16 protein-coding genes and 3 rRNA genes are annotated in these 21,455 nt (G+C 71.0%); 3 read left to right on the top strand and 16 right to left on the bottom strand.

From position 1 onward, the window contains the following. The first annotated feature begins 107 nt into the window (after window positions 1-107). Window positions 108-1,091: a TetR/AcrR family transcriptional regulator gene (locus tag ABC795_RS08540; RefSeq protein ID WP_347060575.1), complete on the top strand. Its 984-nt coding sequence runs from the start codon at window positions 108-110 to the stop codon at window positions 1,089-1,091. 144 nt (window positions 1,092-1,235) lie between these two features. Here ABC795_RS08540 and ABC795_RS08535 read toward each other — a convergent pair whose 3' ends face one another. From ABC795_RS08535 to ABC795_RS08515, 5 genes are all read right to left on the bottom strand, one after another. Then, window positions 1,236-1,952, bottom strand: a complete 717-nt coding sequence (locus ABC795_RS08535) for a methylase (RefSeq protein WP_347060574.1) — start codon at window positions 1,950-1,952, stop codon at window positions 1,236-1,238. 65 nt (window positions 1,953-2,017) lie between these two features. Further along, window positions 2,018-3,796 carry a DNA repair protein RecN gene (gene recN / locus ABC795_RS08530; RefSeq protein ID WP_347060573.1) on the bottom strand — a complete coding sequence of 593 codons (1,779 nt, stop codon included), beginning with the start codon at window positions 3,794-3,796 and terminating at the stop codon, window positions 2,018-2,020. Beyond that, the gene (locus tag ABC795_RS08525; protein WP_347060572.1) at window positions 3,771-4,823 is read right to left on the bottom strand and encodes an NAD kinase; all 1,053 of its coding nucleotides are present in this window, start codon (window positions 4,821-4,823) and stop codon (window positions 3,771-3,773) included. The genes recN and ABC795_RS08525 overlap by 26 nt, the downstream gene beginning before the upstream one ends. Beyond that, on the bottom strand, window positions 4,820-5,617 hold the full coding sequence (locus ABC795_RS08520) for a TlyA family RNA methyltransferase (protein ID WP_347060571.1): 798 nt from the start codon (window positions 5,615-5,617) through the stop codon (window positions 4,820-4,822). Before ABC795_RS08520 ends, ABC795_RS08525 begins: the two co-directional genes overlap by 4 nt. After that, on the bottom strand, window positions 5,617-5,889 hold the full coding sequence (locus ABC795_RS08515) for a hypothetical protein (RefSeq protein ID WP_347060570.1): 273 nt from the start codon (window positions 5,887-5,889) through the stop codon (window positions 5,617-5,619). The genes ABC795_RS08520 and ABC795_RS08515 overlap by 1 nt, the downstream gene beginning before the upstream one ends. Window positions 5,890-6,089: 200 nt before the next feature. On the opposite strand from ABC795_RS08515, the gene ABC795_RS08510 reads away from it, so the two are divergent. Next, complete coding sequence (locus tag ABC795_RS08510; protein ID WP_347060569.1) at window positions 6,090-6,407, top strand: alkyl sulfatase C-terminal domain-containing protein; 318 nt, start codon at window positions 6,090-6,092, stop codon at window positions 6,405-6,407. Between the two features lie 10 nt (window positions 6,408-6,417). Here the strand turns inward: ABC795_RS08510 and ABC795_RS08505 are convergent, their stop codons facing one another. Next, window positions 6,418-7,533 carry an HAD-IIA family hydrolase gene (locus ABC795_RS08505; protein WP_347060568.1) on the bottom strand — a complete coding sequence of 372 codons (1,116 nt, stop codon included), beginning with the start codon at window positions 7,531-7,533 and terminating at the stop codon, window positions 6,418-6,420. Beyond that, window positions 7,530-7,955: a tetratricopeptide repeat protein gene (locus ABC795_RS08500; RefSeq protein ID WP_347060567.1), complete on the bottom strand. Its 426-nt coding sequence runs from the start codon at window positions 7,953-7,955 to the stop codon at window positions 7,530-7,532. The genes ABC795_RS08505 and ABC795_RS08500 overlap by 4 nt, the downstream gene beginning before the upstream one ends. A 108-nt stretch (window positions 7,956-8,063) precedes the next feature. On the opposite strand from ABC795_RS08500, the gene ABC795_RS08495 reads away from it, so the two are divergent. Further along, window positions 8,064-9,374 (top strand): DUF1015 domain-containing protein, encoded by a 1,311-nt coding sequence (locus tag ABC795_RS08495; protein WP_347060566.1) that lies wholly within the window; start codon window positions 8,064-8,066, stop codon window positions 9,372-9,374. Between the two features lie 18 nt (window positions 9,375-9,392). Here ABC795_RS08495 and ABC795_RS08490 read toward each other — a convergent pair whose 3' ends face one another. From ABC795_RS08490 to ABC795_RS08450, 9 genes are all read right to left on the bottom strand, one after another. Continuing rightward, on the bottom strand, window positions 9,393-9,752 hold the full coding sequence (locus tag ABC795_RS08490; RefSeq protein ID WP_347060564.1) for a single-stranded DNA-binding protein: 360 nt from the start codon (window positions 9,750-9,752) through the stop codon (window positions 9,393-9,395). A gap of 99 nt (window positions 9,753-9,851) precedes the next feature. After that, on the bottom strand, window positions 9,852-10,748 hold the full coding sequence (locus ABC795_RS08485; RefSeq protein WP_347060563.1) for a hypothetical protein: 897 nt from the start codon (window positions 10,746-10,748) through the stop codon (window positions 9,852-9,854). 1,041 nt (window positions 10,749-11,789) lie between these two features. After that, window positions 11,790-11,906, bottom strand: a 5S ribosomal RNA gene (gene rrf / locus ABC795_RS08480). Between the two features lie 111 nt (window positions 11,907-12,017). Continuing rightward, a 23S ribosomal RNA gene (locus ABC795_RS08475) occupies window positions 12,018-15,149 on the bottom strand. Window positions 15,150-15,624: 475 nt separating this feature from the next. Next, window positions 15,625-17,143 (bottom strand): 16S ribosomal RNA (locus ABC795_RS08470). Together the 16S, 23S and 5S rRNA genes form the textbook arrangement of a ribosomal RNA operon. A 369-nt stretch (window positions 17,144-17,512) precedes the next feature. After that, window positions 17,513-18,790: a tyrosine--tRNA ligase gene (tyrS, locus tag ABC795_RS08465; RefSeq protein WP_347060562.1), complete on the bottom strand. Its 1,278-nt coding sequence runs from the start codon at window positions 18,788-18,790 to the stop codon at window positions 17,513-17,515. After that, complete coding sequence (locus tag ABC795_RS08460) at window positions 18,787-19,455, bottom strand: DNA-3-methyladenine glycosylase (RefSeq protein ID WP_347060561.1); 669 nt, start codon at window positions 19,453-19,455, stop codon at window positions 18,787-18,789. The genes tyrS and ABC795_RS08460 overlap by 4 nt, the downstream gene beginning before the upstream one ends. 2 nt (window positions 19,456-19,457) lie before the next feature. Continuing rightward, entirely contained in the window at window positions 19,458-20,900 is a 1,443-nt protein-coding gene (gene argH, locus ABC795_RS08455; protein ID WP_347060560.1) for an argininosuccinate lyase, read from the bottom strand. Beyond that, complete coding sequence (locus ABC795_RS08450) at window positions 20,897-21,436, bottom strand: arginine repressor (protein WP_347060559.1); 540 nt, start codon at window positions 21,434-21,436, stop codon at window positions 20,897-20,899. Before ABC795_RS08450 ends, argH begins: the two co-directional genes overlap by 4 nt. Between the last annotated feature and the right edge of the window lie 19 nt (window positions 21,437-21,455).

Raw genomic sequence — 21,455 nt, 5'->3', positions numbered from 1 at the left:
CGTTCCGGTCACGGACCGTGTCCGACACCGGGTCCGGCCGACACGCCGGCGACGTCCTCGCGCCGCCTGCGCGGGACCGTTACCGAGTTGTGACTAACGTTGCCCTCGTGACTGGAGTGGCAGGTGCGCTGACGACTGCGTCGTCCTACCCGCAGACCGACCAGGACGCCGTGGCGCCCGTCGGTGGCGCGGTGATCCGGGCGGTCCCTGCGCCTGATCTGGGCGGTTCCGAGCCCGACCACGTCGACGACCCGATCGCGACGGCGCCGGCCCCACCGGCGCAGCCGTCCGCCGGGCCGGCGGTGGCGCTGACTCGCCCGCCCGCCCAACCCGCCCCGCCGGCGGCCGCCGCGGCCGCCGAGCCGGCCACCGGGACCACGAGCGCGCCGGCCGGCGGCGGTCCGGCCGGCGTGACCGAGGGTGACGGGGACGACCGGCGCCGCGGTCGCCGGGCTCTGCGCGGATCCGGACTACGGGAACGCCGTCGCCAGCAGACGCGCAACCGGATCGTCGACGCCGCGACCGAACTGTTCGCCGAGCGTGGGTTCGACGCGGTCAGCGTGGTGGAGATCGCCCAGCGCGCCGGGGTCGTGGAGAAGACGGTGTTCAACCACTTCCCGGTCAAGGAAGGCCTGGTCTTCGACGCCGACCCGCCCATGCGCGCGGCCCTGCTGGACGCCGTGCGCCGACGCCCCGCCGGTGAGTCCGTGGCCGCAGCCGCCGGCAGCTTCGTCGTCGCGGCGATCAGCCTGCTCGGAACGCCCGAGGCGGCCGACGGCGTCGGGCAGATGGCGCGGGTGATCCGGGGCAGCCGCACGCTGCAGATCCGTGAACGGGAGATCCTCGGCGAGCTCACCGGCTCGCTGGCCGATCTCATCGCCGAGGAGACCGCCGCGAAGCCGGGCCAGATCGAGCCCTGGCTGGCCGCGCACGCCATCCTGGGGCTGTACGCCTCCCTGCTCGACCTGGCACGGGACCGGGTGCTCGACGGGATCAGCGGGCCGGAGTTGTCCGCTGAGCTGCGCCGGCAGGGCCGTCGCGGGCTCGCACTCCTGCAGTTCGGCCTCGCCGGCTACGCCAAGCGGAGGTGACCGACGAGGGGGCCCGAAGGGTCCCCGAGGAGGTCGCGGAGCCGCCCCCGCGAGGCGAGCCGCCGAGGGGGGGCCGGAGGCTCCCCGAGGGGGCGCGGACAACGGCTCAGCCCATCCGGGGCACGGCACCTGGCCGCGGTCGGATCACGGAGTGATCTGAAGCGAGTTCAGCAGCTGGTCGGCGCGGTCGCCCGGGAGGCCGGGGTCCCGGGTGAAGAGGGCGACGGCGACCATGTAGCCGTCCTCCCCCGCCCAGCCGTGGCCGTCCTCGCACAGCCGGCGGATGTGCTCCCGCACCTTCGGCTCGCTGCTGTAGGGCCCGTAGTCCAGGCCCATGGCGAGGAAGTTGACGACGCGGTAGCCGAGGTCCTCGGCGGTGCGCAGGGTTCCCTGCGGATCGGAGTAGCTGGCCACGGCGGAGATGACGTTGGTGTACCCGGCCTTGAGCAGCTGCAGCACCAGGTCGTTGCCGCGGACGCCGCCCCAGAGCTCGGGCATCAGGATGTCGCGGTCAGGGGCCGGGAGGTAGGGCGGGTTGGAGATCACCGTGGTCGCCTGGTGCCCACCGGCCGAGTCAGCTTGGTCGAAGAAGTCACCCAGCTCCACGGTGTAGCGGTCGGCGACCCCGAGCTCGGCGATGTTGGCGCGGGCCCGCTCGACCGACGGCGCGCTGATGTCGTAGCTGCGCACCCGCAGCCCGGCGAGCGCGCGCACGACGTCGGCGATGGCGGTGGCGTCACCGGTGCCCAGCTCGTCGACGCCCTCCTCCGCCCAGGGCAGCTGGTCGCGGTACTGGTCGAGCAGCATGCACACCGAGAACCCGTAGTGCGCGGACTCGTCGGTGGAGGAGAAGCAGGTCACCGGCGCCCCCTACCCCGCCGCGCACCGCGGCACTCCCCCGGTCACCCCGACCCGGCGACACAGGGTCAGCGGGCGGCCGCGGCCACGGCGAGGAGCTCCCGGGCGTGCGCCTGGCCGGTGTCGCTGTCGGCCAGGCCGGAGAGCATCCGGGCGAGCTCGCGCACCCGGTCCTCGCCGTCGACCGAGCGGATGTCGGTGGCGGTGACCCCGGCGCCGGTGTCCGGCGACTTGTCCACGACGAGGTGGGTGTCGGCGAAAGCCGCCACCTGCGCCAGGTGCGTGACGACGACGACCTGGTGGTCCCGAGCCAGCCGGGCCAGCCGCCGGCCGATCTCCCCGGCCGCCTGACCGCCGACGCCGGCGTCCACCTCGTCGAAGACCATGACGGGCACCGGGTCCGCGCCGGCGAACACGACCTCGATGGCCAGCATGACCCGGGAGAGCTCACCGCCGGAGGCGCCCTTGTGCACCGGCCGTGGCGGCGCGCCGGGGTGGGCGGCGAGCAGCAGCGCCACCTCGTCGATGCCGTCCGGGCCCGGGTCGTCGGGGTGGCTGTCGATGCTGAAGGAGACCCGGGCGCTCTTCATCGCCAGGCCGGCCAGCTCGGCGCCCACGTCGGCGGCGAAGCCCTCCGCGGCGGCCCGGCGGCCGGCCGAGATCCCCGCGCCCAGCCGGTCGACCTCGGCGCGGGCGGCGTCCCGTTCGGCCGCCAGCGCCTCCAGCGCCTCGTCGGAGACGTCGAGCTCGGCGAGCCGACGCTGCGCGTCCTCGGCCCAGACGAGCATCCCCGCCACGCCCGCGCCCGCGTCGGCGTACTTGCGGACCAGCGCGGTGATGACGGCCCGCCGGTCGAGCACCTCGGCCAGCCGACCCGGATCGGCGTCCAGGTCGGCGACGTACCCGGCGAGCTGACCGGCGACGTCGGACACCACGGCGACGGCGTCGGCGAGGTCCTGGGCGAGCAGGACCAGGGTGGGGTCGTCGGAGGCGGCCAGCGCCCGCTCGGCGATGGCCAGCGCGGCGGTGGCGTCCTGGGGCAGCTCGCCGCCACCGAGGTCGCCGGTCACGTCGCCGATCAGCGCCATGCGCGCCTCGTCGGCGGCGGCGCGCAGCGCGTCGGCGTCGCTGAGCCGCTTCGCCTGGGTGTCGAGCGCCTCGTCCTCCCCGGGCTCCGGCGCGACCGTCTCGATCTCCTCGAGGCCGTGCCGGAGCACGTCGGCCGCCTGCGCCAGCTCCCGGGCCTGGCCGTGCCGGCGCTCGAGGTCGGCCGCGAGCGCGCGCCAGCGCTGGTGCGCCTGGCGGTACCGCTCCAGCAGGGCCAGGTGGTCGGCGCCGGCGTACCGGTCGAGCGCCCGGCGCTGCTCGGCCGGCCGCGACAGGCGCAGCTGGTCGGTCTGCCCGTGCACGGCCAGCAGGTTCTCGGCCAGCTCGGCGACGACCCCGACCGGAACGCTGCGCCCGCCCAGGTAGGCGCGGGACCGGCCCTCGGCGCTGACGGTGCGCGCCAGGATTAGGCTGCCGTCGTCGTCGGGGTCGGCGCCGGCGTCGATGGCGCGGGCCCAGGCCGGCGACTCGGGCGGCAGCTCCAGCCGTCCCTCGACCCCCGCTCGCCCGCTCGACCGGACCCGCCCCGGGTCGGCGCGGCCGCCGAAGAGCAGGGTCAGGCCCGTCACCACCATGGTCTTCCCAGCGCCGGTCTCCCCCGTCACCACGGTCAGCCCACGGCCGAGCTCCAGCATGACGTCGTCGATGGCGCCGAGGCCGCGGATGCGCAGCTCGGAGAGACGGCCGGCGGCGGTCGTCGCCGGGGTCGGTCGCTCAGACGTCGTCGTGCGTGCCGCCACCGCTCACCTCCCGCGCCGGGGCCGGGACGTCCGCGCCGTCGGCGGTGAGGACGTCGCGGGCCAGGACATTGCGGCTGGTGAACAGCTCGTGCCCCGGTCCGGCGTGCCGGGCATCGCGGAAACCGCGCACCGGAAGGCCGAACTTCGCGACCAGCCGGTCACCGAAGGTGGCGGCGTGCACGCGGGCGATGCGCACCGGCCGGTTGGCTCGCCGCACGTCGACCCGGCCGCCGTCGGGGACCTGCACGGTGCGCCGTCCGTCGGCCGACACCCGGGCCCGGTTGCCGTCGGCGGGGACCGCCACGGTGAGCACCGAGTTCGGCGAGGTGACCAGCGGCCGGGCGAAGAGCGCGTGCGCGTTCGTGGGGACCAGCAGCAGCGCCTCGACGTCGGGCCACACCACCGGGCCGCCGGCGGAGAAGGCGTAGGCGGTGGACCCCGTGGGGGTGGCGCACAGCACGCCGTCGCAGCCGAAGCTGGTCAGCGGCCGCCCGTCGATCGCGATGACGACGTCGAGCACGCGGGAGCGCTCGGCCTTCTCCACCGACACCTCGTTCAGCGCCCACGTGCCGCCGACGACCGTGCCGGCGGCGTCGAGGACGTCGACCCGGATGGCCAGCCGCTCCTCGACCGAGTACTCGCAGTTCTCGATGGCGGCCAGGGTCTCCTCGACGGCTTCGGGCTCGGTCTCGGCGAGGAAACCGACGCGGCCGAGATTGACCCCCATCAGTGCCGCGTCGGTGTACCGGGCCAGCTCGGCGGCGCGCAGGAACGTCCCGTCGCCACCGAAGACCATGACGATCTCGGCGTCCTGGGCGGCGGCCTCGTCGCACGGGACGACCTCGGCGCCGGGGATGTCCAGGCCAGGGGCCTCCTCCTCGAGGATCTTCACCTCGATGCCCCCGCGGAGCAGCCGCGCCGCGGATGTCTGGGCCAGCTCGACGACGTCGCGCCGCCCCGTGTGGACCGTGAGCAGGACCCGCCGGGCCTCCTGCCCGTCGGGCGATGCCGTGCTCGGCTTGCTCACTGCGGTCCCTCCTGAACTGCTCGACGGACGGCGTCCTCCTCGATCGGCCCGGCGTCGGACCGCAGCCAGAGGAAGAACTCCACGTTGCCGGCGGGGCCCGGCAGCGGGCTGGCCACCACGCCGGTGGTTCCCCAGCCGAGTGCTGCCGCTGCTCTGCCCACGTCGAGCACCGCCTGCACGCGGTGCTCGGGATCGCGCACCACCCCGCCGGCGCCCAGCCGCTCGCGGCCGACCTCGAACTGAGGCTTGACCATGGGCAGCAGGTCGGCACCGGGCCGGGCGCAGGCGGTGAGCGCGGGCAACACCAGCCGCAGCGAGATGAACGAGAGGTCGGCGACCACGAGGTCGACCGGCCCGCCGATCGCCTCCGGCGTCAGCGTGCGGACGTTCGTGCGCTCGTGCACCCGGACGCGCTCGTCGGTGCGCAGTGACCACGCCAGCTCCCCGTACCCGACGTCGACCGCGACGACCTCGTCGGCGCCGCCACGCAGCAGCACCTCGGTGAACCCGCCGGTGGAGGCACCGGCGTCCAGCGCACGACGCCCCTCGACGGCGACGGGGAACGCCTCGAGCGCGCCGAGCAGCTTGTGCGCCCCGCGCGAGACCCAGGACGGCTGGTGGGGATCGGTCCGCACGACGACCGGGGTGCCCGCCTCCACGCCGGTGGCCGGCTTGGTGGCGGCCTGACCGGCGACCGCGACCCGCCCCTCCGCGATGAGGGAGACGGCGTGCTCGCGGGACCGGGCAAGGCCGCGGCGGACGAGCTCGGCGTCGAGCCGGGAGCGACGGGCCATCAGCGGGGGTCGATCGTGCCGAGCTCGCGCTGCAGGCGCGCGTGCTCGGCCTCGAAGACGGCGACGTGCTCGGCCACGGGCAGCTCCGTGAGACGGGCGAGCGCACGCTGGGTGTCCGCGCCCTCCCCCGTCGGCGAGTCCGCGGCATCGATCGGTTCGCCCTCGGGCGCCGCGGCCGGGGCGGAGGCGGCGTCACGAGCCGGAACCGGCACCGGCCGGGGTCCGGGCCGGAACGGCCCGGGTACCGGTCGCGACGCGGTCGGCTCGGTCATGGGTGCGCCTCTCGGATGCAGGGTCGGGCGGCGGCCGGCGGGGGTGGGGCGGAGCTGCGGCCCGTGCCGGGGTCTCCTGCGGAGGTTACCGGCCGGGGGCGACGCGGACGGGCCGGACGCAGCAGCGCGATAGCGTCGGGACGACCGCCCGCCGCCGACCCCAGGGGAGACCTGCCCGCGTGGCCACGATGGATCAGTGCATGACCGCCCTGACCGGGATCCTCGGCGACCTCGCCGCTAACCCGGCTGCCGCGGGGCTGGACCGCAGCCTCTCCTGCCGGCTCACCGACCTGGACCAGGTGGTGCTCGGCCGGCTGAGCTCCGGTGCCGTCCGCAATCTGCACTCGGTTCCCGACGGGCCGGCTGTTCCCAAGGCCGACATCAGGCTGACCATGACCAGCGACGACCTGGTGGCCCTGACCGACGGCCGGCTGTCGTTCGGCTCGGCGTGGGCCAGCGGCCGGGTGAAGCTGGAGGCGGGACTGCGCGACCTGCTGCGGTTGCGCAAGCTGCTCTGACGGCGGCAGGTCAGCTGCCCCCCGGCGCCGCGAGGCCCCAGCTCGCCACCAGGTCGGCCGCCGCCCGGCCGGTGCCGACCACGCGCACCGGCGCGCCGTCGTCGGGATGTGCGGCCCAGTGGGCGACGCAGAGCGCCCGCAGGCCGTCCAGCCCGTCGGACTCCCCGTCCGCAGCAGGCACGTCGCCGTCGGGACCGGCGAGCTGCAGCCCGTGGCCGCCCTCGACCGACCGGACGGTCCAGCCGCCGCACCGCCAGGCCGCCCCCTCCGCGGTCACCGGCGGATGGGCATGCAGCAAGCCGGTGCAGTCGGCCGCCAGGAGGTCGGGCCGGTGGCGCGGTCCCGCCGCGAGCAGCGTCGACGGGTCGGTGACGCCGGAGAACACCAGCAGGCTGGCCGCCCCGGCACGTCGAGCTCCCTCGATGTCGGTGTCCAGCCGGTCGCCGACGACGAGCGGGCTCCGGGCACCCGTGCGCCGGACGCACTCGGCGTGCATGGCGGGGTCCGGCTTCCCGGTCACCAGCGGCTCCTGGCCGGTGACCCCCCGGACCACCGAGACCATGGCGCCGTTGCCCGGGAGCGGGCCGCGGGGCGAGGGGATGCTGGCGTCGGCGTTCGTGGCCACGTGCCGGGCACCGTTGCGGACGGCGACCACGGCTTCGGCGAGCTGGGCCCAGCCCACCTCCCGGCCGTAGCCCTGCACCACCGCGTCCGGTCGGTCGTCGGCACTGTCGACGACGGCGAGGCCGGCAGCCGCGAGAGCGGCCGCGACCCCCGGGCCGCCGATCGGGAGCACCCGCGCCCCGGCGCCGAGGAGCCCGGCGACCACGGTCGCCGCCGCCTGGGAGCTGGTGATGACGTCGGTCGGCTCGGCCGGGACCTGCAGCTCGGTCAGGTGGTCGGCGACCTCCTCGGGGGTGCGGGCCGCGTTGTTCGTGACGAAGCCCAGTCGCATGCCGGCGGAACGCGCGGCGGCCAGCGCCGCCGGCACGCCCGGAACGGCGTCGGGACCGACGTAGACGACGCCGTCGAGGTCCAGCAGCGCCACGTCGTACCGCCGGGCGAGTGGCTCCTGGCAGCCGAGGGCGAGGCCGGCCATCAGCCGTGCGGGGGCTGGTCCGGTCATGCCGACTCCCGGGTCTGGCGGGCGCGCACCTCGCGCAGCGCCCGCGCGTAGTGGGCCGAGTCCGGCCGCATGGCGACCGCGAGCGCGAGGTGCTCGACGGCGAGCGCGAGGTCCCCGGCTCGGCTGGCGGCGAGGCCGAGACCGAACTGGGCGTAGTCGTCGGCCGGGTTGGTCGCGATGAGGCTCGCGAAACTGGTGATCGCCTCGCGGTAGCGGTGCGCGTCGTACTGGGCGCGTGCGAGCGCCTCCCTGATGCTGCGGGAGCCGGGCTCGGCCTCGGCGGCACGTGCCAGCAGGATGGCCGCAGCGTCCGGATGCCGGTCCGCCAGCAGCTCCAGGCCCCGGCGGTACCACTCGTAGACGCCCCCGCTGGGCGTGTCGCGGGCCCCGGCACCTTCCGCCGGACAACTGGCCTCGGGCAACGCTGCTCCCCTCCTGGACCGCTCCACCGTCGGCCACGCACACCGGCTCGTCCCGCTCAGCACCAGCGGCCGTCCGCGGCGTGCGCCGCCGCTCCTACAGTTCTCGTCGTGCTCTCGTCCTCGGCAGGTCCCCGGACCCCTCGACCGGCCCCGGGGCTGGACGTCCGGCCGTTCCGGGCACTGACCTATCGGCAGCGCGACTCCGGTTACCTAGCGCGCGTCAGCTCGCCAGCTTACGACCTGGTGACGCCCGCCGGCCGGGACCTGCTGGCCGATGCGGACCCGCACAACGTCGTCCGCCTGATCCTGCCGGGGCCAGACGCCGGTCAGGGTGGGCGCGGAGACTCCGCGGACCTGGCTGCCTGGACCCTGCAGGCGTGGGAGGCCGACGGGGTCCTCGTGCGCGATGAGCTGCCCGCGCTGTGGTTGTACGAACTGCAGCCGGCCGACGGCGGGGCGGCCACGCTGGGCTGGCTGGGTGCCGTCACCCTGCCGCCGGCGGATTCGACCGCCGTCCTCCCGCACGAGGACACCTATCCCGTGGCCGTTGAGGAACGGCGCGCGCTGCTGGCTGCGACGGGGACCGACCTGGAGCCGATCGTGCTGGCGCACGATCCCGAGCCGGCGGTGTCCCGGGCGACGGAGGCCGTGCGCCGGACGCCGGGCACGCTGGAGCTCCGGGACGACGACGGGGTGGTGCACCGGCTCTGGCGCGTGACCGACGTGGCGACCATCGAGGCGGTCTCCTCGGCGCTGAACCGGACGCAGGCCGTCATCGCCGACGGCCACCACCGCTTCGCCGCCGCGCGCGCCAATGCCCGGGCCCAGCGGTGCGCCTCGGGTACCGACGCCGTCCTCGCACTGGTCACCCCGATGGGCGGGGGCGGCCTCCGGGTGGACCCGATCCACCGGGTGGTTCCCGCACTTCCCTTCGACAGCGCCGTCGTGGCCGCCGGGCGCGGTTTCGTCACCGCCGAGCTGCCGGTGAGCGGCGCGGGCACGGAGTCCGTCGTCGCGGCCGCGCGCACCTGGCTCGGCGATCCTGCGGAGCGAGGCATCCTCCTCACCGACGGCGTCCGGCTGGTGCGGTTGACCGCTGCGGCTCCCGAGGTCCGGGCCGCGGTGCCGGCGGAGGCCCCACCCGCCTGGCGGGACCTGGACGTGGTGCTGGCTCACCACGGATTGGTCGGGCACCTGTGGGGTCGCCCCGACACGGTGGACTCCGTCATCATCGCGCACAGCCTCGACGAGGCCGTGCGGACGGCTCTCGACCGGGCCGGCGTGGCAGTGCTGCTCCGGGCCCCCTCGCCGACCGACGTCGCCGCCGTCGCACGGGCCGGCGCGCGGATGCCACGGAAGTCGACCCTCTTCGTGCCGAAGCCCAGAACCGGTCTGGTGCTGCGTCCGCTGCCCGACTGACCGGGCACCCGGCCTCGGTCACGCGGTCTCCTCCGCCACGCGCGCGGCCGACCGTGGGATCTTGCGCCCGCGCCGGCAGTTCACCTCGCACACCGAAGCCGTGCCCGACCCGGTCCGCCAGAACCGCCGCTGCAGGGCGCCCTCGACCTCGACGACGTCACCGGGCTGCCACACGGCGATCCGTCGCTGCAGGCTGCGGTCGTAGGTGATGCAGGTGAGCACGTCCGCCGACTGCCCCCGCACCCTCGGGGCGGATCTGCGCACCACCAGGCGGAAGGTGAGGAGCGTGTCACCGCTGAGGAGGGTTCGGAGTTCTGCGGGGGCGGACACCCGCCCCCGCAGGACCACGTCATTGCGATCGATCACAGCCACGGTCATGGCCGAAGCCTGTCGGCTCGCCGTGCCGACGGGAGTTCGTCGTGGCGATCTGTGGACGCCGGGCGGGCGTGTGGACGGCCGCGGTCGTCCTGTCGGAGATCAGTGCTCGGGGACGGTCTCCCCGGACCCGGGGCTCGAGGCCCCGTCCGCGTCCACGTCGTCGCGCTCGCCCAGCAGTTCGGCGACCTCCGCCTCGACCTCCTCGTCGAAGTTCAGGCGGCCCTCCCCCGGGGCGTCGACCTCTTCCTCCACGTCATCGGACTCCTCGGCGTCGTCGCCGGCGCCGACCAGAGCAGCCGCCTCGGGCTCGGACTCCTGCTCGGACACCTGGCGTCCGACGTCCTCACCTCGGTCGTCGTCCAACTCGAGGTCCTCCTCGTCGTCGAGCTCGCTGAACTCGACGTCGAGGTCCTCACCGGCCAACTCGGGGTCGATCTCCGCGATGACGCCGAGCCACTCGCCGGCGCGCTCGGTCTCCCCCTGGGCGGCGAGAAGCTCGGCGTACGCAGCCGCGAGGCGGAGCCGTCCCCCGTCGCCAGCGCGGAGGTCCGCAGGCTGGGGACGGCCACCGAGGGCCACCTCGAGGACCAGCCGCGCCGCCGCGTCCTCGCCGAGGTCCTGCCGCGCACCGGCCTCGACCAGTCGCAATTCGACCTCTTCGGCCGCGTCCACACCTTCGCTGAGGGCCTCGTTGACCAGTCGGATGGCGACCTCCGGTCGGCCGAGCGCGCGCTCGCAGTCCGCGAGGACCGCCCGGTACCCCTGGTCTCCACTCATCCGGCGGTAGGCGCGCAGCTCCCTGGCCGCCTCGGCGAAGTCACCGGCGTGGTACGCCGCCACACCGACGGCCTCCCGGACAACGGCCAGGCGCGAAGCCCGGTCGCGCGCTGCTCGGGCGTGCGCGAGCGCGGTCTCCGGGTCCTCGTCCACGAGCGTCCCGGCGACCACGAGGTGGCCGGCGACCTTTGCGGAGTTACGCGGGTCCAGTCCGCGCAAGGCGGCCCGGATCGCAGAGTCCAGTTCCCGCGGGTCGGCCCACTCGGGAATCTCCGGCCCGGAGGACACCGGCGGGCGCCGGTCCGGAACGTCTCCCGATGGACGACGGCCCTGCCAGCCGCCCTGCGGACGATCACCCTGAGGACGGCGGTCCTGCCAATCCCCACGAGGACGGTCACCCTGCGCGCGCTGCGGACGATCACCCTGCGGGCGCCGGTCCGGAACGTCTCCCGATGGACGACGGCCCTGCCAGCCGCCCTGCGGACGATCACCCTGGGGACGCCGGTCCTGCCAATCCCCACGAGGACGGTCACCCTGCACGCGCTGCGGACGATCACCCTGCGGACGCCGGTCCTGCCAATCCCCACGAGGACGGTCACCCTGCACGCGCTGCGGACGATCACCCTGCGGACGCCGGTCCTGCGGCCGATGCGGACGATCACCCTGCGGACGCCGGTCCTGCCAATCCCCACGAGGACGGTCACCCTGCACGCGCTGCGGACGGTCACCGTGCGGGCGCTCGCCCTGCGCGCGCTGCGGACGATCACCCTGCGGACGACGGCCCTGCCAATCACCACGAGGACGCTCGCCCTGCGCGCGCTGCGGACGGTCACCGTGCGGGCGCTCGCCCTGCGCGCGCTGCGGACGATCACCCTGCGGACGGCGAGCCTGCCAGCCGCCCTGCGGACGATCACCCTGCGGACGCCGGTCCTGCCAATCCCCACGGGAACGGTCACCCTGCGCGCGCTGCGGACGATCACCCTGCGGACGCCGGTCCTGCCAATCCCCACGAGGACGGTCACCCTGCGAACCGCCGCGCTGGCCGGCGCCGCCGGAGCCGCGGTTGCCCTCGGGGCGGGAGCCGCGGGAAACCGGTCGTCCGTCGCCGGAACCGGCACCGCCGGAACCGCGTCGCGGAGCAGTCATGTGTTCTGGGTACCTCTTCGCTCGACGCCGCACACAGCCATGACGGCTGGCGGCGGAATGGGAAAAGCGAACGGGGGCCAGAGCGCTAGCTCTGGCCCCCGTTCGGTGAAGTATGTCCGGCGGCGTCCTACTCTCCCACCCCGTCTCCAGGGCAGTACCATCGGCGCTGAAAGGCTTAGCTTCCGGGTTCGGAATGTGACCGGGCGTTTCCCTCTCGCCATGGCCGCCGTAACTCTGTGAACCTGTCGAACCAACTGGTTCGTGCGTTCAGAACCGCACAGTGGACGCGTAGCAAAATTTGTGACCCTGACCTGTCACAGACCCCGATGGATGTGGGTGTGTGTGGTCAAGCCCTCGGCCTGTTAGTACCGGTCAGCTCCACACCTTGCGGTGCTTCCACTTCCGGCCTATCAACCCGCTGGTCTGGGCGGGGGCCTTACCCGGTTGACCCGGTGAGAGACCTCATCTTGAAGCGAGCTTCCCGCTTAGATGCTTTCAGCGGTTATCCCTGCCGAACGTAGCTAACCAGCAGTGCACCTGGCGGTACAACTGGCACACCAGAGGTTCGTCCGTCCCGGTCCTCTCGTACTAGGGACAGCTCTTCTCAAGTCTCTTACGCGCGCGGCGGATAGGGACCGAACTGTCTCACGACGTTCTAAACCCAGCTCGCGTACCGCTTTAATGGGCGAACAGCCCAACCCTTGGGACCTACTCCAGCCCCAGGATGCGACGAGCCGACATCGAGGTGCCAAACCATCCCGTCGATATGGACTCTTGGGGAAGATCAGCCTGTTATCCCCGGGGTACCTTTTATCCGTTGAGCGACACCGCTTCCACATGCCGGTGCCGGGTCACTAGTCCCAGCTTTCGCTCCTGCTCGACCCGTCGGTCTCGCAGTCAAGCTCCCTTGTGCACTTGCACTCGACACCTGATTGCCAACCAGGCTGAGGGAACCTTTGGGCGCCTCCGTTACATTTTGGGAGGCAACCGCCCCAGTTAAACTACCCACCTGACACTGTTCCTGATCCGGATCACGGACCGAGGTTAGACATCCAATTCGACCAGAGTGGTATTTCAACGGCGACTCCACGAACACTGGCGTGCCCGCTTCGCAGTCTCCCACCTATCCTACACAAGCCGAACCGAACACCAATATCAAGCTATAGTAAAGGTCCCGGGGTCTTTCCGTCCTGCCGCGCGTAACGAGCATCTTTACTCGTAGTGCAATTTCGCCGAGCCTGTGGTTGAGACAGCTGAGAAGTCGTTACGCCATTCGTGCAGGTCGGAACTTACCCGACAAGGAATTTCGCTACCTTAGGATGGTTATAGTTACCACCGCCGTTTACTGGCGCTTGAGTTCTGAGCTTCGCACACCGAAGTGCACTAACCCGTCCCCTTAACGTTCCAGCACCGGGCAGGCGTCAGTCCGTATACATCGTCTTACGACTTCGCACGGACCTGTGTTTTTAGTAAACAGTCGCTTCTCACTGGTCTCTGCGGCCACCCACCGCTGCCCACCGCAAGGATGTTGACAGTAGATGGCCCCCCTTCTCCCGAAGTTACGGGGGCATTTTGCCGAGTTCCTTAACCACAGTTCGCTCGATCGCCTCGGTATTCTCTACCTGACCACCTGAGTTGGTTTGGGGTACGGGCCGCTCGGAACTCGCTAGAGGCTTTTCTCGGCAGCATAGGATCATCCAATTCGCCTCATTCGGCTATGCGTCGGGCCTCACCCTGTGTGCGACGCGGATTTACCTACGTCACGGGCCACACCCTTGCACCGGTACTACCACTCACCGGTAGGACTACCTTCCTGCGTCACCCCATCGCTTGCCTACTACCAGTCCGGGTCCCCAGCTCCACCGGATTACCCACAAGTGGGCGCACCGGCTTCGGTGGGTTAGCATCGCTGGGTTCAGCATGGGCGTTCCTTCGCGGGTACGGGAATATCAACCCGTTGTCCATCGACTACGCCTGTCGGCCTCGCCTTAGGTCCCGACTCACCCTGGGCGGATTAGCCTGGCCCAGGAACCCTTGGTCTTCCGGCGGGGGAGGTTCTCACTCCCCTCTCGCTACTCATGCCTGCATTCTCACTCGTGTGGCGTCCACGGCTGGATCACTCCGCCGCTTCCACCGCCACACGACGCTCCCCTACCCATCCACACACCTGGCCGGCACCCCGAAAGGCACCAGCGGGCGAACGTGTGAATGCCACGGCTTCGGCGGTGTGCTTGAGCCCCGCTACATTGTCGGCGCGGAACCACTTGACCAGTGAGCTATTACGCACTCTTTCAAGGGTGGCTGCTTCTAAGCCAACCTCCTGGTTGTCTCTGCGATCCCACATCCTTTTCCACTTAGCACACGCTTAGGGGCCTTAGCCGATGATCTGGGCTGTTTCCCTCTCGACTACGAACCTTATCGCCCGCAGTCTCACTGCCACGCTCTCACTTACCGGCATTCGGAGTTTGGTTGACGTCAGTAACCTTGTGGGGCCCATCGGCCATCCAGTGCTCTACCTCCGGCAAGAAACACGTGACGCTGCACCTAAATGCATTTCGGGGAGAACCAGCTATCACCGAGTTTGATTGGCCTTTCACCCCTACCCACAGCTCATCCCCCAGGTTTTCAACCCTGGTGGGTTCGGTCCTCCACGCGGTCTTACCCGCGCTTCAACCTGGCCATGGGTAGATCACTCGGCTTCGGGTCTAGAGCACGCGACTCAAACCGCCCTGTTCGGACTCGCTTTCGCTACGGCTTCCCCACACGGGTTAACCTCGCCACGTACCGCTAACTCGCAGGCTCATTCTTCAAAAGGCACGCAATCACCCCAGCCCCGAAAGGCTTGAAGCTCTCACGGCTTGTAGGCACACGGTTTCAGGTACTATTTCACTCCCCTCCCGGGGTACTTTTCACCTTTCCCTCACGGTACTTGTCCGCTATCGGTCACCAGGGAGTATTCAGGCTTAGCGGGTGGTCCCGCCAGATTCACACCGAATTTCACGGGCTCGGTGCTACTTGGGAAACAAGCTCGGGAGAGACTGAGTTTTCGTGTACGGGGCTATCACCCTCTACGGCGACCCCTTCCAGAGGCCTTCCACTAACACAAGTCCTTTATGACTCCCTGCACCCCCGGCAGAGGATGCTGAACTGTCCCACGACCCCGACCACACAACGCCTGCCGGCTATCACATGCGATCGGTTTAGCCTCTTCCGCTTTCGCTCGCCACTACTCACGGAATCACTGTTGTTTTCTCTTCCTGTGGGTACTGAGATGTTTCACTTCCCCACGTTCCCTCCACACGCCCTATGTGTTCAGGCGCGGGTCACACCACATGACTGGTGCGGGGTTCCCCCATTCGGAAATCCTCGGATCAACGCTCGGTTGACAGCTCCCCGAGGCTTATCGCAGCCTCCTACGTCCTTCATCGGCTCCTGGTGCCCAGGCATCCACCGTGTGCCCTTAACAACTTGGCCACACAAAAATCCCGCCCCACACCCCCGGAAGGAAATGATGAGACGGGCCTACAAACTCGAAACTCTGCTAATCAGAGTCAGAAGATGCTCGCGTCCACTGTGCAGTTCTCAACGTACGACCAGCCACCCCCCACACCATCCCCGCCAGACCCACCCACCCCACACAAGGGACACGGTGACGGTACGAGAACCAGGAGGCCCTGACACGAAGAAACGGACCAACCCGCTCCCTCAGGACCCAACAGCGTGCCTACGACCAACCCACCCCTCCCACCCCGTTCCCCACACCCACCCCATCCCGAAGGACAGAGCAGACGCCGTACTAGGAGCAGCAGCAGCTGCCGGCCGAACTGGTCAGCGTTCCACCCTCGAGCACCACCCCAGGAACTGTGCAGCCCACCGGTAGTGGCGGACCGTCATGCCCTGAGCGCGGCTCTGGACCACACCCCACAGGGACGCGGCCAGTGCTCCTTAGAAAGGAGGTGATCCAGCCGCACCTTCCGGTACGGCTACCTTGTTACGACTTCGTCCCAATCGCCGATCCCGCCTTCGACGGCTCCCTCCACAAGGGTTGGGCCACCGGCTTCGGGCGTTACCGACTTTCGTGACGTGACGGGCGGTGTGTACAAGGCCCGGGAACGTATTCACCGCAGCGTTGCTGATCTGCGATTACTAGCGACTCCAACTTCATGAGGTCGAGTTGCAGACCCCAATCCGAACTGAGACCGGCTTTTTGGGATTCGCTCCACCTTACGGTATCGCAGCCCTTTGTACCGGCCATTGTAGCATGTTTGCAGCCCTAGACATAAGGGGCATGATGATTTGACGTCATCCCCACCTTCCTCCGAGTTGACCCCGGCAGTCTCCTATGAGTCCCCACCATCACGTGCTGGCAACATAGAACGAGGGTTGCGCTCGTTGCGGGACTTAACCCAACATCTCACGACACGAGCTGACGACAACCATGCACCACCTGTGCACGGCCCTTACGGACCCACCATCTCTGGAGGATTTCCGTGCATGTCAAGCCTAGGTAAGGTTCTTCGCGTTGCATCGAATTAAGCAACATGCTCCGCCGCTTGTGCGGGCCCCCGTCAATTCCTTTGAGTTTTAGCCTTGCGGCCGTACTCCCCAGGCGGGGCGCTTAATGCGTTAGCTGCGGCACGGAGACCGTGGAATGGCCCCCACACCTAGCGCCCAACGTTTACGGCGTGGACTACCAGGGTATCTAATCCTGTTCGCTCCCCACGCTTTCGCTCCTCAGCGTCAGTTTCGGCCCAGAGACCCGCCTTCGCCACCGGTGTTCCTCCTGATATCTGCGCATTTCACCGCTACACCAGGAATTCCAGTCTCCCCTGCCGAACTCAAGTCCGCCCGTATCGACTGCAGGCCTGAGGTTGAGCCTCAGGTTTTCACAGCCGACGCGACGAACCGCCTACGAGCTCTTTACGCCCAATAATTCCGGACAACGCTTGCACCCTACGTATTACCGCGGCTGCTGGCACGTAGTTGGCCGGTGCTTCTTCTGCAGGTACCGTCACTCTCGCTTCGTCCCTGCTGAAAGAGGTTTACAACCCGAAGGCCGTCATCCCCCACGCGGCGTCGCTGCGTCAGGCTTCCGCCCATTGCGCAATATTCCCCACTGCTGCCTCCCGTAGGAGTCTGGGCCGTGTCTCAGTCCCAGTGTGGCCGGTCACCCTCTCAGGCCGGCTACCCGTCGTCGCCTTGGTAGGCCACTACCCCACCAACAAGCTGATAGGCCGCGGGCCCATCCCCAGCCGATAAATCTTTCCACCACCAGACCATGCGGCCAGCGGTCATATCCGGTATTAGCCCCAATTTCTTGGAGTTATCCCAGAGCCAGGGGCAGGTTGCCCACGTGTTACTCACCCGTTCGCCACTGATCCCCCCGCAAGCGGAGTTCACCGTTCGACTTGCATGTGTTAAGCACGCCGCCAGCGTTCGTCCTGAGCCAGGATCAAACTCTCCGTAGATGATCTGATCGCAGCTGAGAACCGAGAGCTGACACTCTCGATATCAATCAACCAAAGGAATCCCAGCCGGCCCGAAGACCGGCACGGGGTATTACTTGGCACTGACTTTCGGCACGCTGTTGAGTTCTCAAGGAGCGGACGCGCAGACACTCGACCCTTCCGGGCCTCGTCCCTGGCTGGATGTCCAACTCTACGCCGGTTTCCAGCAGCCCGTCGAGCGGGGGGCTGGTCCGGCGGCCCTTCCGGGCCGCGCGGCGCAAAAAGAAAGTTACACGCCCCCACCAGCCCCGTGCAACCCGACCCCCCGGTGACGCCCGACACGCGTCCGCCACGTCTCTGTCACACGCCGTTCACGCGGGGCCGAGGGGCTCAGCTCCCGCGGCGGACGCCGGCGATCGCGCGCCGACCGCGGCGCAGGACGAGCCACCCGCCGGCCAGCCACGCATCCTCGGCGGGTACCGCCTCGGCGTCGGTGACCCGCTCGTTGTTGAGGTAGGCCCCGCCCTCCTTCACCGTGCGCCGCGCCTCGGAGAGGCTGGCGACCAGACCGGTCCGCTGCAGGAGCTGTGCCACGGTCGGCACCTCACCGTCGACGGTGAGGCACCCGGCCTCCTCGAGGGCGGCGGTCAGCGTCGTGGCGTCGAGCGACGCGAGGTCGTCCCGGCCGAACAGCGCCCGCCCGGCCGCCTCTGCCTGGCGCAGCTGGTCAGGACCGTGCACCAGCAGGGTCAGCTCCTCGGCGAGCGCCCGCTGCGCCGTCCGTGCCGCCGGCCGCTCGGTGCTCTCGGCGATCAGCGCCGCCACCTCCTCGGCCGGGCGCTCGGAGTAGAGCGGCAGCCACATCCGGGCGTCCGCGTCGTCGGCGTTGAGCCAGAACTGGAAGAACGCGTACGGGGAGGTCAGCGTCGGGTCCAGCCAGACGGCGCCACCCTCGGACTTGCCGAACTTGGTGCCGTCCGACTTCGTCACCAGCGGGGTGGACAGCGCGTGCACGGTCGCGCCCTCGGTGCGGCGCACCAGGTCGATGCCCGCCGTCAGGTTGCCCCACTGATCCGATCCGCCGGTCTGCAGCGTGACCCCGTGCCGGCGGTTCAGCTCGCGGAAGTCGTTGGCCTGCAGGATCTGGTAGCTGAATTCCGTGTAGCTGATGCCGGCCTCGGAGTTCAGCCGCGCGGAGACCGCCTCCTTGGCCAGCATCCTGCCGACCCGAAAGTGCTTGCCCAGGTCGCGGAGGAAGTCGATGGCCGAGACGGGCGCGGTCCAGTCGAGGTTGTTCACGTAGATCGGGCTCCTCAGGCCCGCGGTCCCGGCCGGCACGTCCAGGAACGGCGCGACCTGCTCGCGGATGCGCTCCACCCAGGCGGCGACGGTGTCCCGGTCGTTGAGCTGCCGCTCCGACGACGGCCGCGGGTCACCGATCAGGCCGGTCGCGCCGCCGACGAGGACGACGGGCTGGTGCCCGGCCCGCTGGAGGGCCCGCAGGACCATGAACTGGAGCAGGTGCCCGACGTGCAGGCTCTGCGCGGTCGGATCGAAGCCGGCGTAGTACGCGACCGGACCCTCGGCGAGATGGGCGCGCAGCGCGGCCTCGTCGGTGCTCTGGGCCATCAGCCCGCGGCGGTGCAGCTCGTCGATCACGTCGGTCACGGGAGTCCATCCTGCCCCGCGCGCCTGCGCCGCGGCTTCCCACCCGCCCGGAACGCGCTCACCGACGGGGCGTCGGTCTCCCAGAACCGCCACGGCAGCTCGGTGGCCTTGCTGATGCCGACCCGCGGACCGGCCGAGATCGCGACCGGCGGCCGGCCCCGGTGCAGCCGGACGGGACTGGCGGCGTCGAGCAGGTCGCTCCCCCGGTCGCCGGGCCCGATGGCCAGCGCCTGGGTGAGCCGGGCCGGGCCCCGGGCGAGGTCCCGCCCGGCCCGTGCAGCGGGACGGCGCTGCCGGGCCAGCTCCTCCCCCACCACGACCTCACCGGCGCGCACCAGCACCGCCGAGCCGCGTCCCTCCGGGCCGACGACGACGTTCGCGCACCAGTGCACGCCGTAGCTGAAGTAGACGTAGAGCCGGCCCGGCGGGCCGAACATGATCTCCGCGCGCGGGGTCGGTCCGCCGTGGGCGTGCGAGGCCGGGTCCTCCCCCTGCCCGGAGTAGGCCTCCACCTCGGTGAGCCGGATCGCCACCCGGCCCTCCGGGCGGTCGGTGACCACCCAGCAGCCGAGCAACGCCGGGGCCACGACGTCGACCGGCCCGAGCAGGTCCTCCTCGCGGACGAGGGGACCCGGCCCGGGCCGGGAGTCGTCGGGCGGCGGCACGATCAGAGGACCGGCGCCACCGGCGACGACGAGGACCAGCGCCCGTGCGCCGACGCGAGCTCCTGGAGCGAGGCCAGCTGCTCGGCGACCCGCTCCGGTGCCGTGCCCCCGCGGGTGCTGCGCGCGGCGAGCGCGCCGCGCACCGAGAGGACCGAGCGCACGTCCGGCGTCAGCCGTCCGTCGATGCCGGCCAGCTGCTCGTCGTCGAGCTGGTCGAGCTCCAGGCCGGCCTCCTCGCAGAAGGCGACCATCGCGCCGCTGATCTCGTGCGCCGACCGGAACGGCACGCCCTGCCGGACGAGCCACTCGGCGACGTCGGTGGCCAGCGCGAAGCCCTGAGGCGCGGCGGCCTCGAGCACCTCGGGTCGGAGGGTGAGCGTCGCCATCATCCCGGTCACCGCGGGGAGGAGGAGCAGCAGCTGCTCCATGGAGTCGAAGACCGGCTCCTTGTCCTCCTGCAGGTCGCGGTCGTACGCCAGCGGCAGCCCCTTGAGCATGGTGAGGATGCCGGTCAGGTTGCCCACGAAGCGCCCGGACTTCCCGCGGGCCAGCTCGGCGATGTCGGGGTTCTTCTTCTGCGGCATGATCGACGACCCGGTCGCCCAGGCGTCGTCGAGGCGCGCCCAGCCGAACTCCGTCGAGGTCCAGAGCACGACCTCCTCCCCCAGCCGGGAGAGGTGGACGCCGAGCAGGGCGGCGACGAAGCAGAACTCCGCGGCGAAGTCGCGGTCGCTCACGCCGTCGATCGAGTTGTCCGAAGCCCGGTCGAAACCGAGCTCCGCAGCGACGGCGTCGGGGTCCAGCGGCAGCGAGGAGCCGGCCAGGGCGCCGGAGCCGTAGGGGCTGACGGCTGCCCGCCTGTCCCAGTCGACCAGTCGGTCGACGTCGCGGGCGATCGAGTGCGCGTGCGCCAGCAGCTGGTGGGCGATCAGCACCGGCTGGGCGTGCTGCAGGTGCGTCATCCCCGGTGCCGCGACGTCGGAGTACCGCTCGGCAAGGCCCAGCAGCGCGAACTCCAGCGAGGAGAGCTCGCCGACCAGCGCCCGCACGTGGTGGCGCAGGTAGAGCCGCAGATCGGTGGCGATCTGGTCGTTGCGGCTGCGGCCGGCGCGCAGCTTGCCGCCCAGCGCGCCGAGCTTCTCGGTGAGGCCGCGTTCGAGCGCCTCGTGCACGTCCTCGTCGGAGTCGATCGCGGTGAACGTGCCGGCGGCGACCTCGTCGGAGAGCGCGCGGAGGGCGCCGATCATCTGCTCGAGCTCGTCGTCGGCCAGGAGTCCGGCCCGGTGCAGCACGCGGGCGTGGGCGCGCGAGCCCGCCAGGTCGAAGGGAGCCAGCTGCCAGTCGAAGTGCGTCGACCTGGACAACGCCGTCAGCGCGTCCGATGGCCCGCCGCCGAAGCGACCGCCCCAGAGCCGGGTCTGCGATCCAGGTGCGCTGTTGCTCACGTGCCGGGTTCCTCTTCCAGGTCGGCGCTCAGTTCGGGGTAGACGGCGGGCGTCCGCTGCGCGAGCGCCCGCAGCCGGTCGGCCAGGGCGGGCCCGCCGTCGGGGTCGCGCGAGACGACCAGCAGAGTGTCGTCCCCGGCGATGGTGCCCAGGACATCGGGGAGGCCCACCTTGTCCAGCGCCGAGGCGAGGAACTGCGCGGCGCCGGGGGGTGTGCGCAGGACGGCGAGGTTCGCGCTGCCCTCGGCGCCGGTGAGCAGGTCGGCCAGCAGCCGGGTCAGCCGCGCGGGCGCCGTCTGCGCCGGGCGCAGCGGGGCGTTCTCCGGCGGCAGCCCGTAGGACGCCGGGGCGCCGTCCGAGCCGCGCATCTTGACGGCGCCGAGCTCCTCCAGGTCCCGGGAGAGCGTCGCCTGGGTGACCTCGATGCCCGATTCGGCCAGCAGCGCGGCGAGTTGCGTCTGCGAGGTCACCGGCTGCGCCTCGATCAGCTGGCGGATGCGCGCCTGCCGGGCCGACCGCGTCAGCGCCTGGGTCATGCCCGCCGGCCTCCGGCAC

The sequence above is a fragment of the Blastococcus sp. HT6-30 genome (assembly GCF_039729015.1).
Taxonomy (GTDB): domain Bacteria; phylum Actinomycetota; class Actinomycetes; order Mycobacteriales; family Geodermatophilaceae; genus Blastococcus.
The sequence above is the reverse complement of the archived record's forward strand: the minus strand, read 5'-3'. Positions and strand labels throughout refer to the sequence as shown.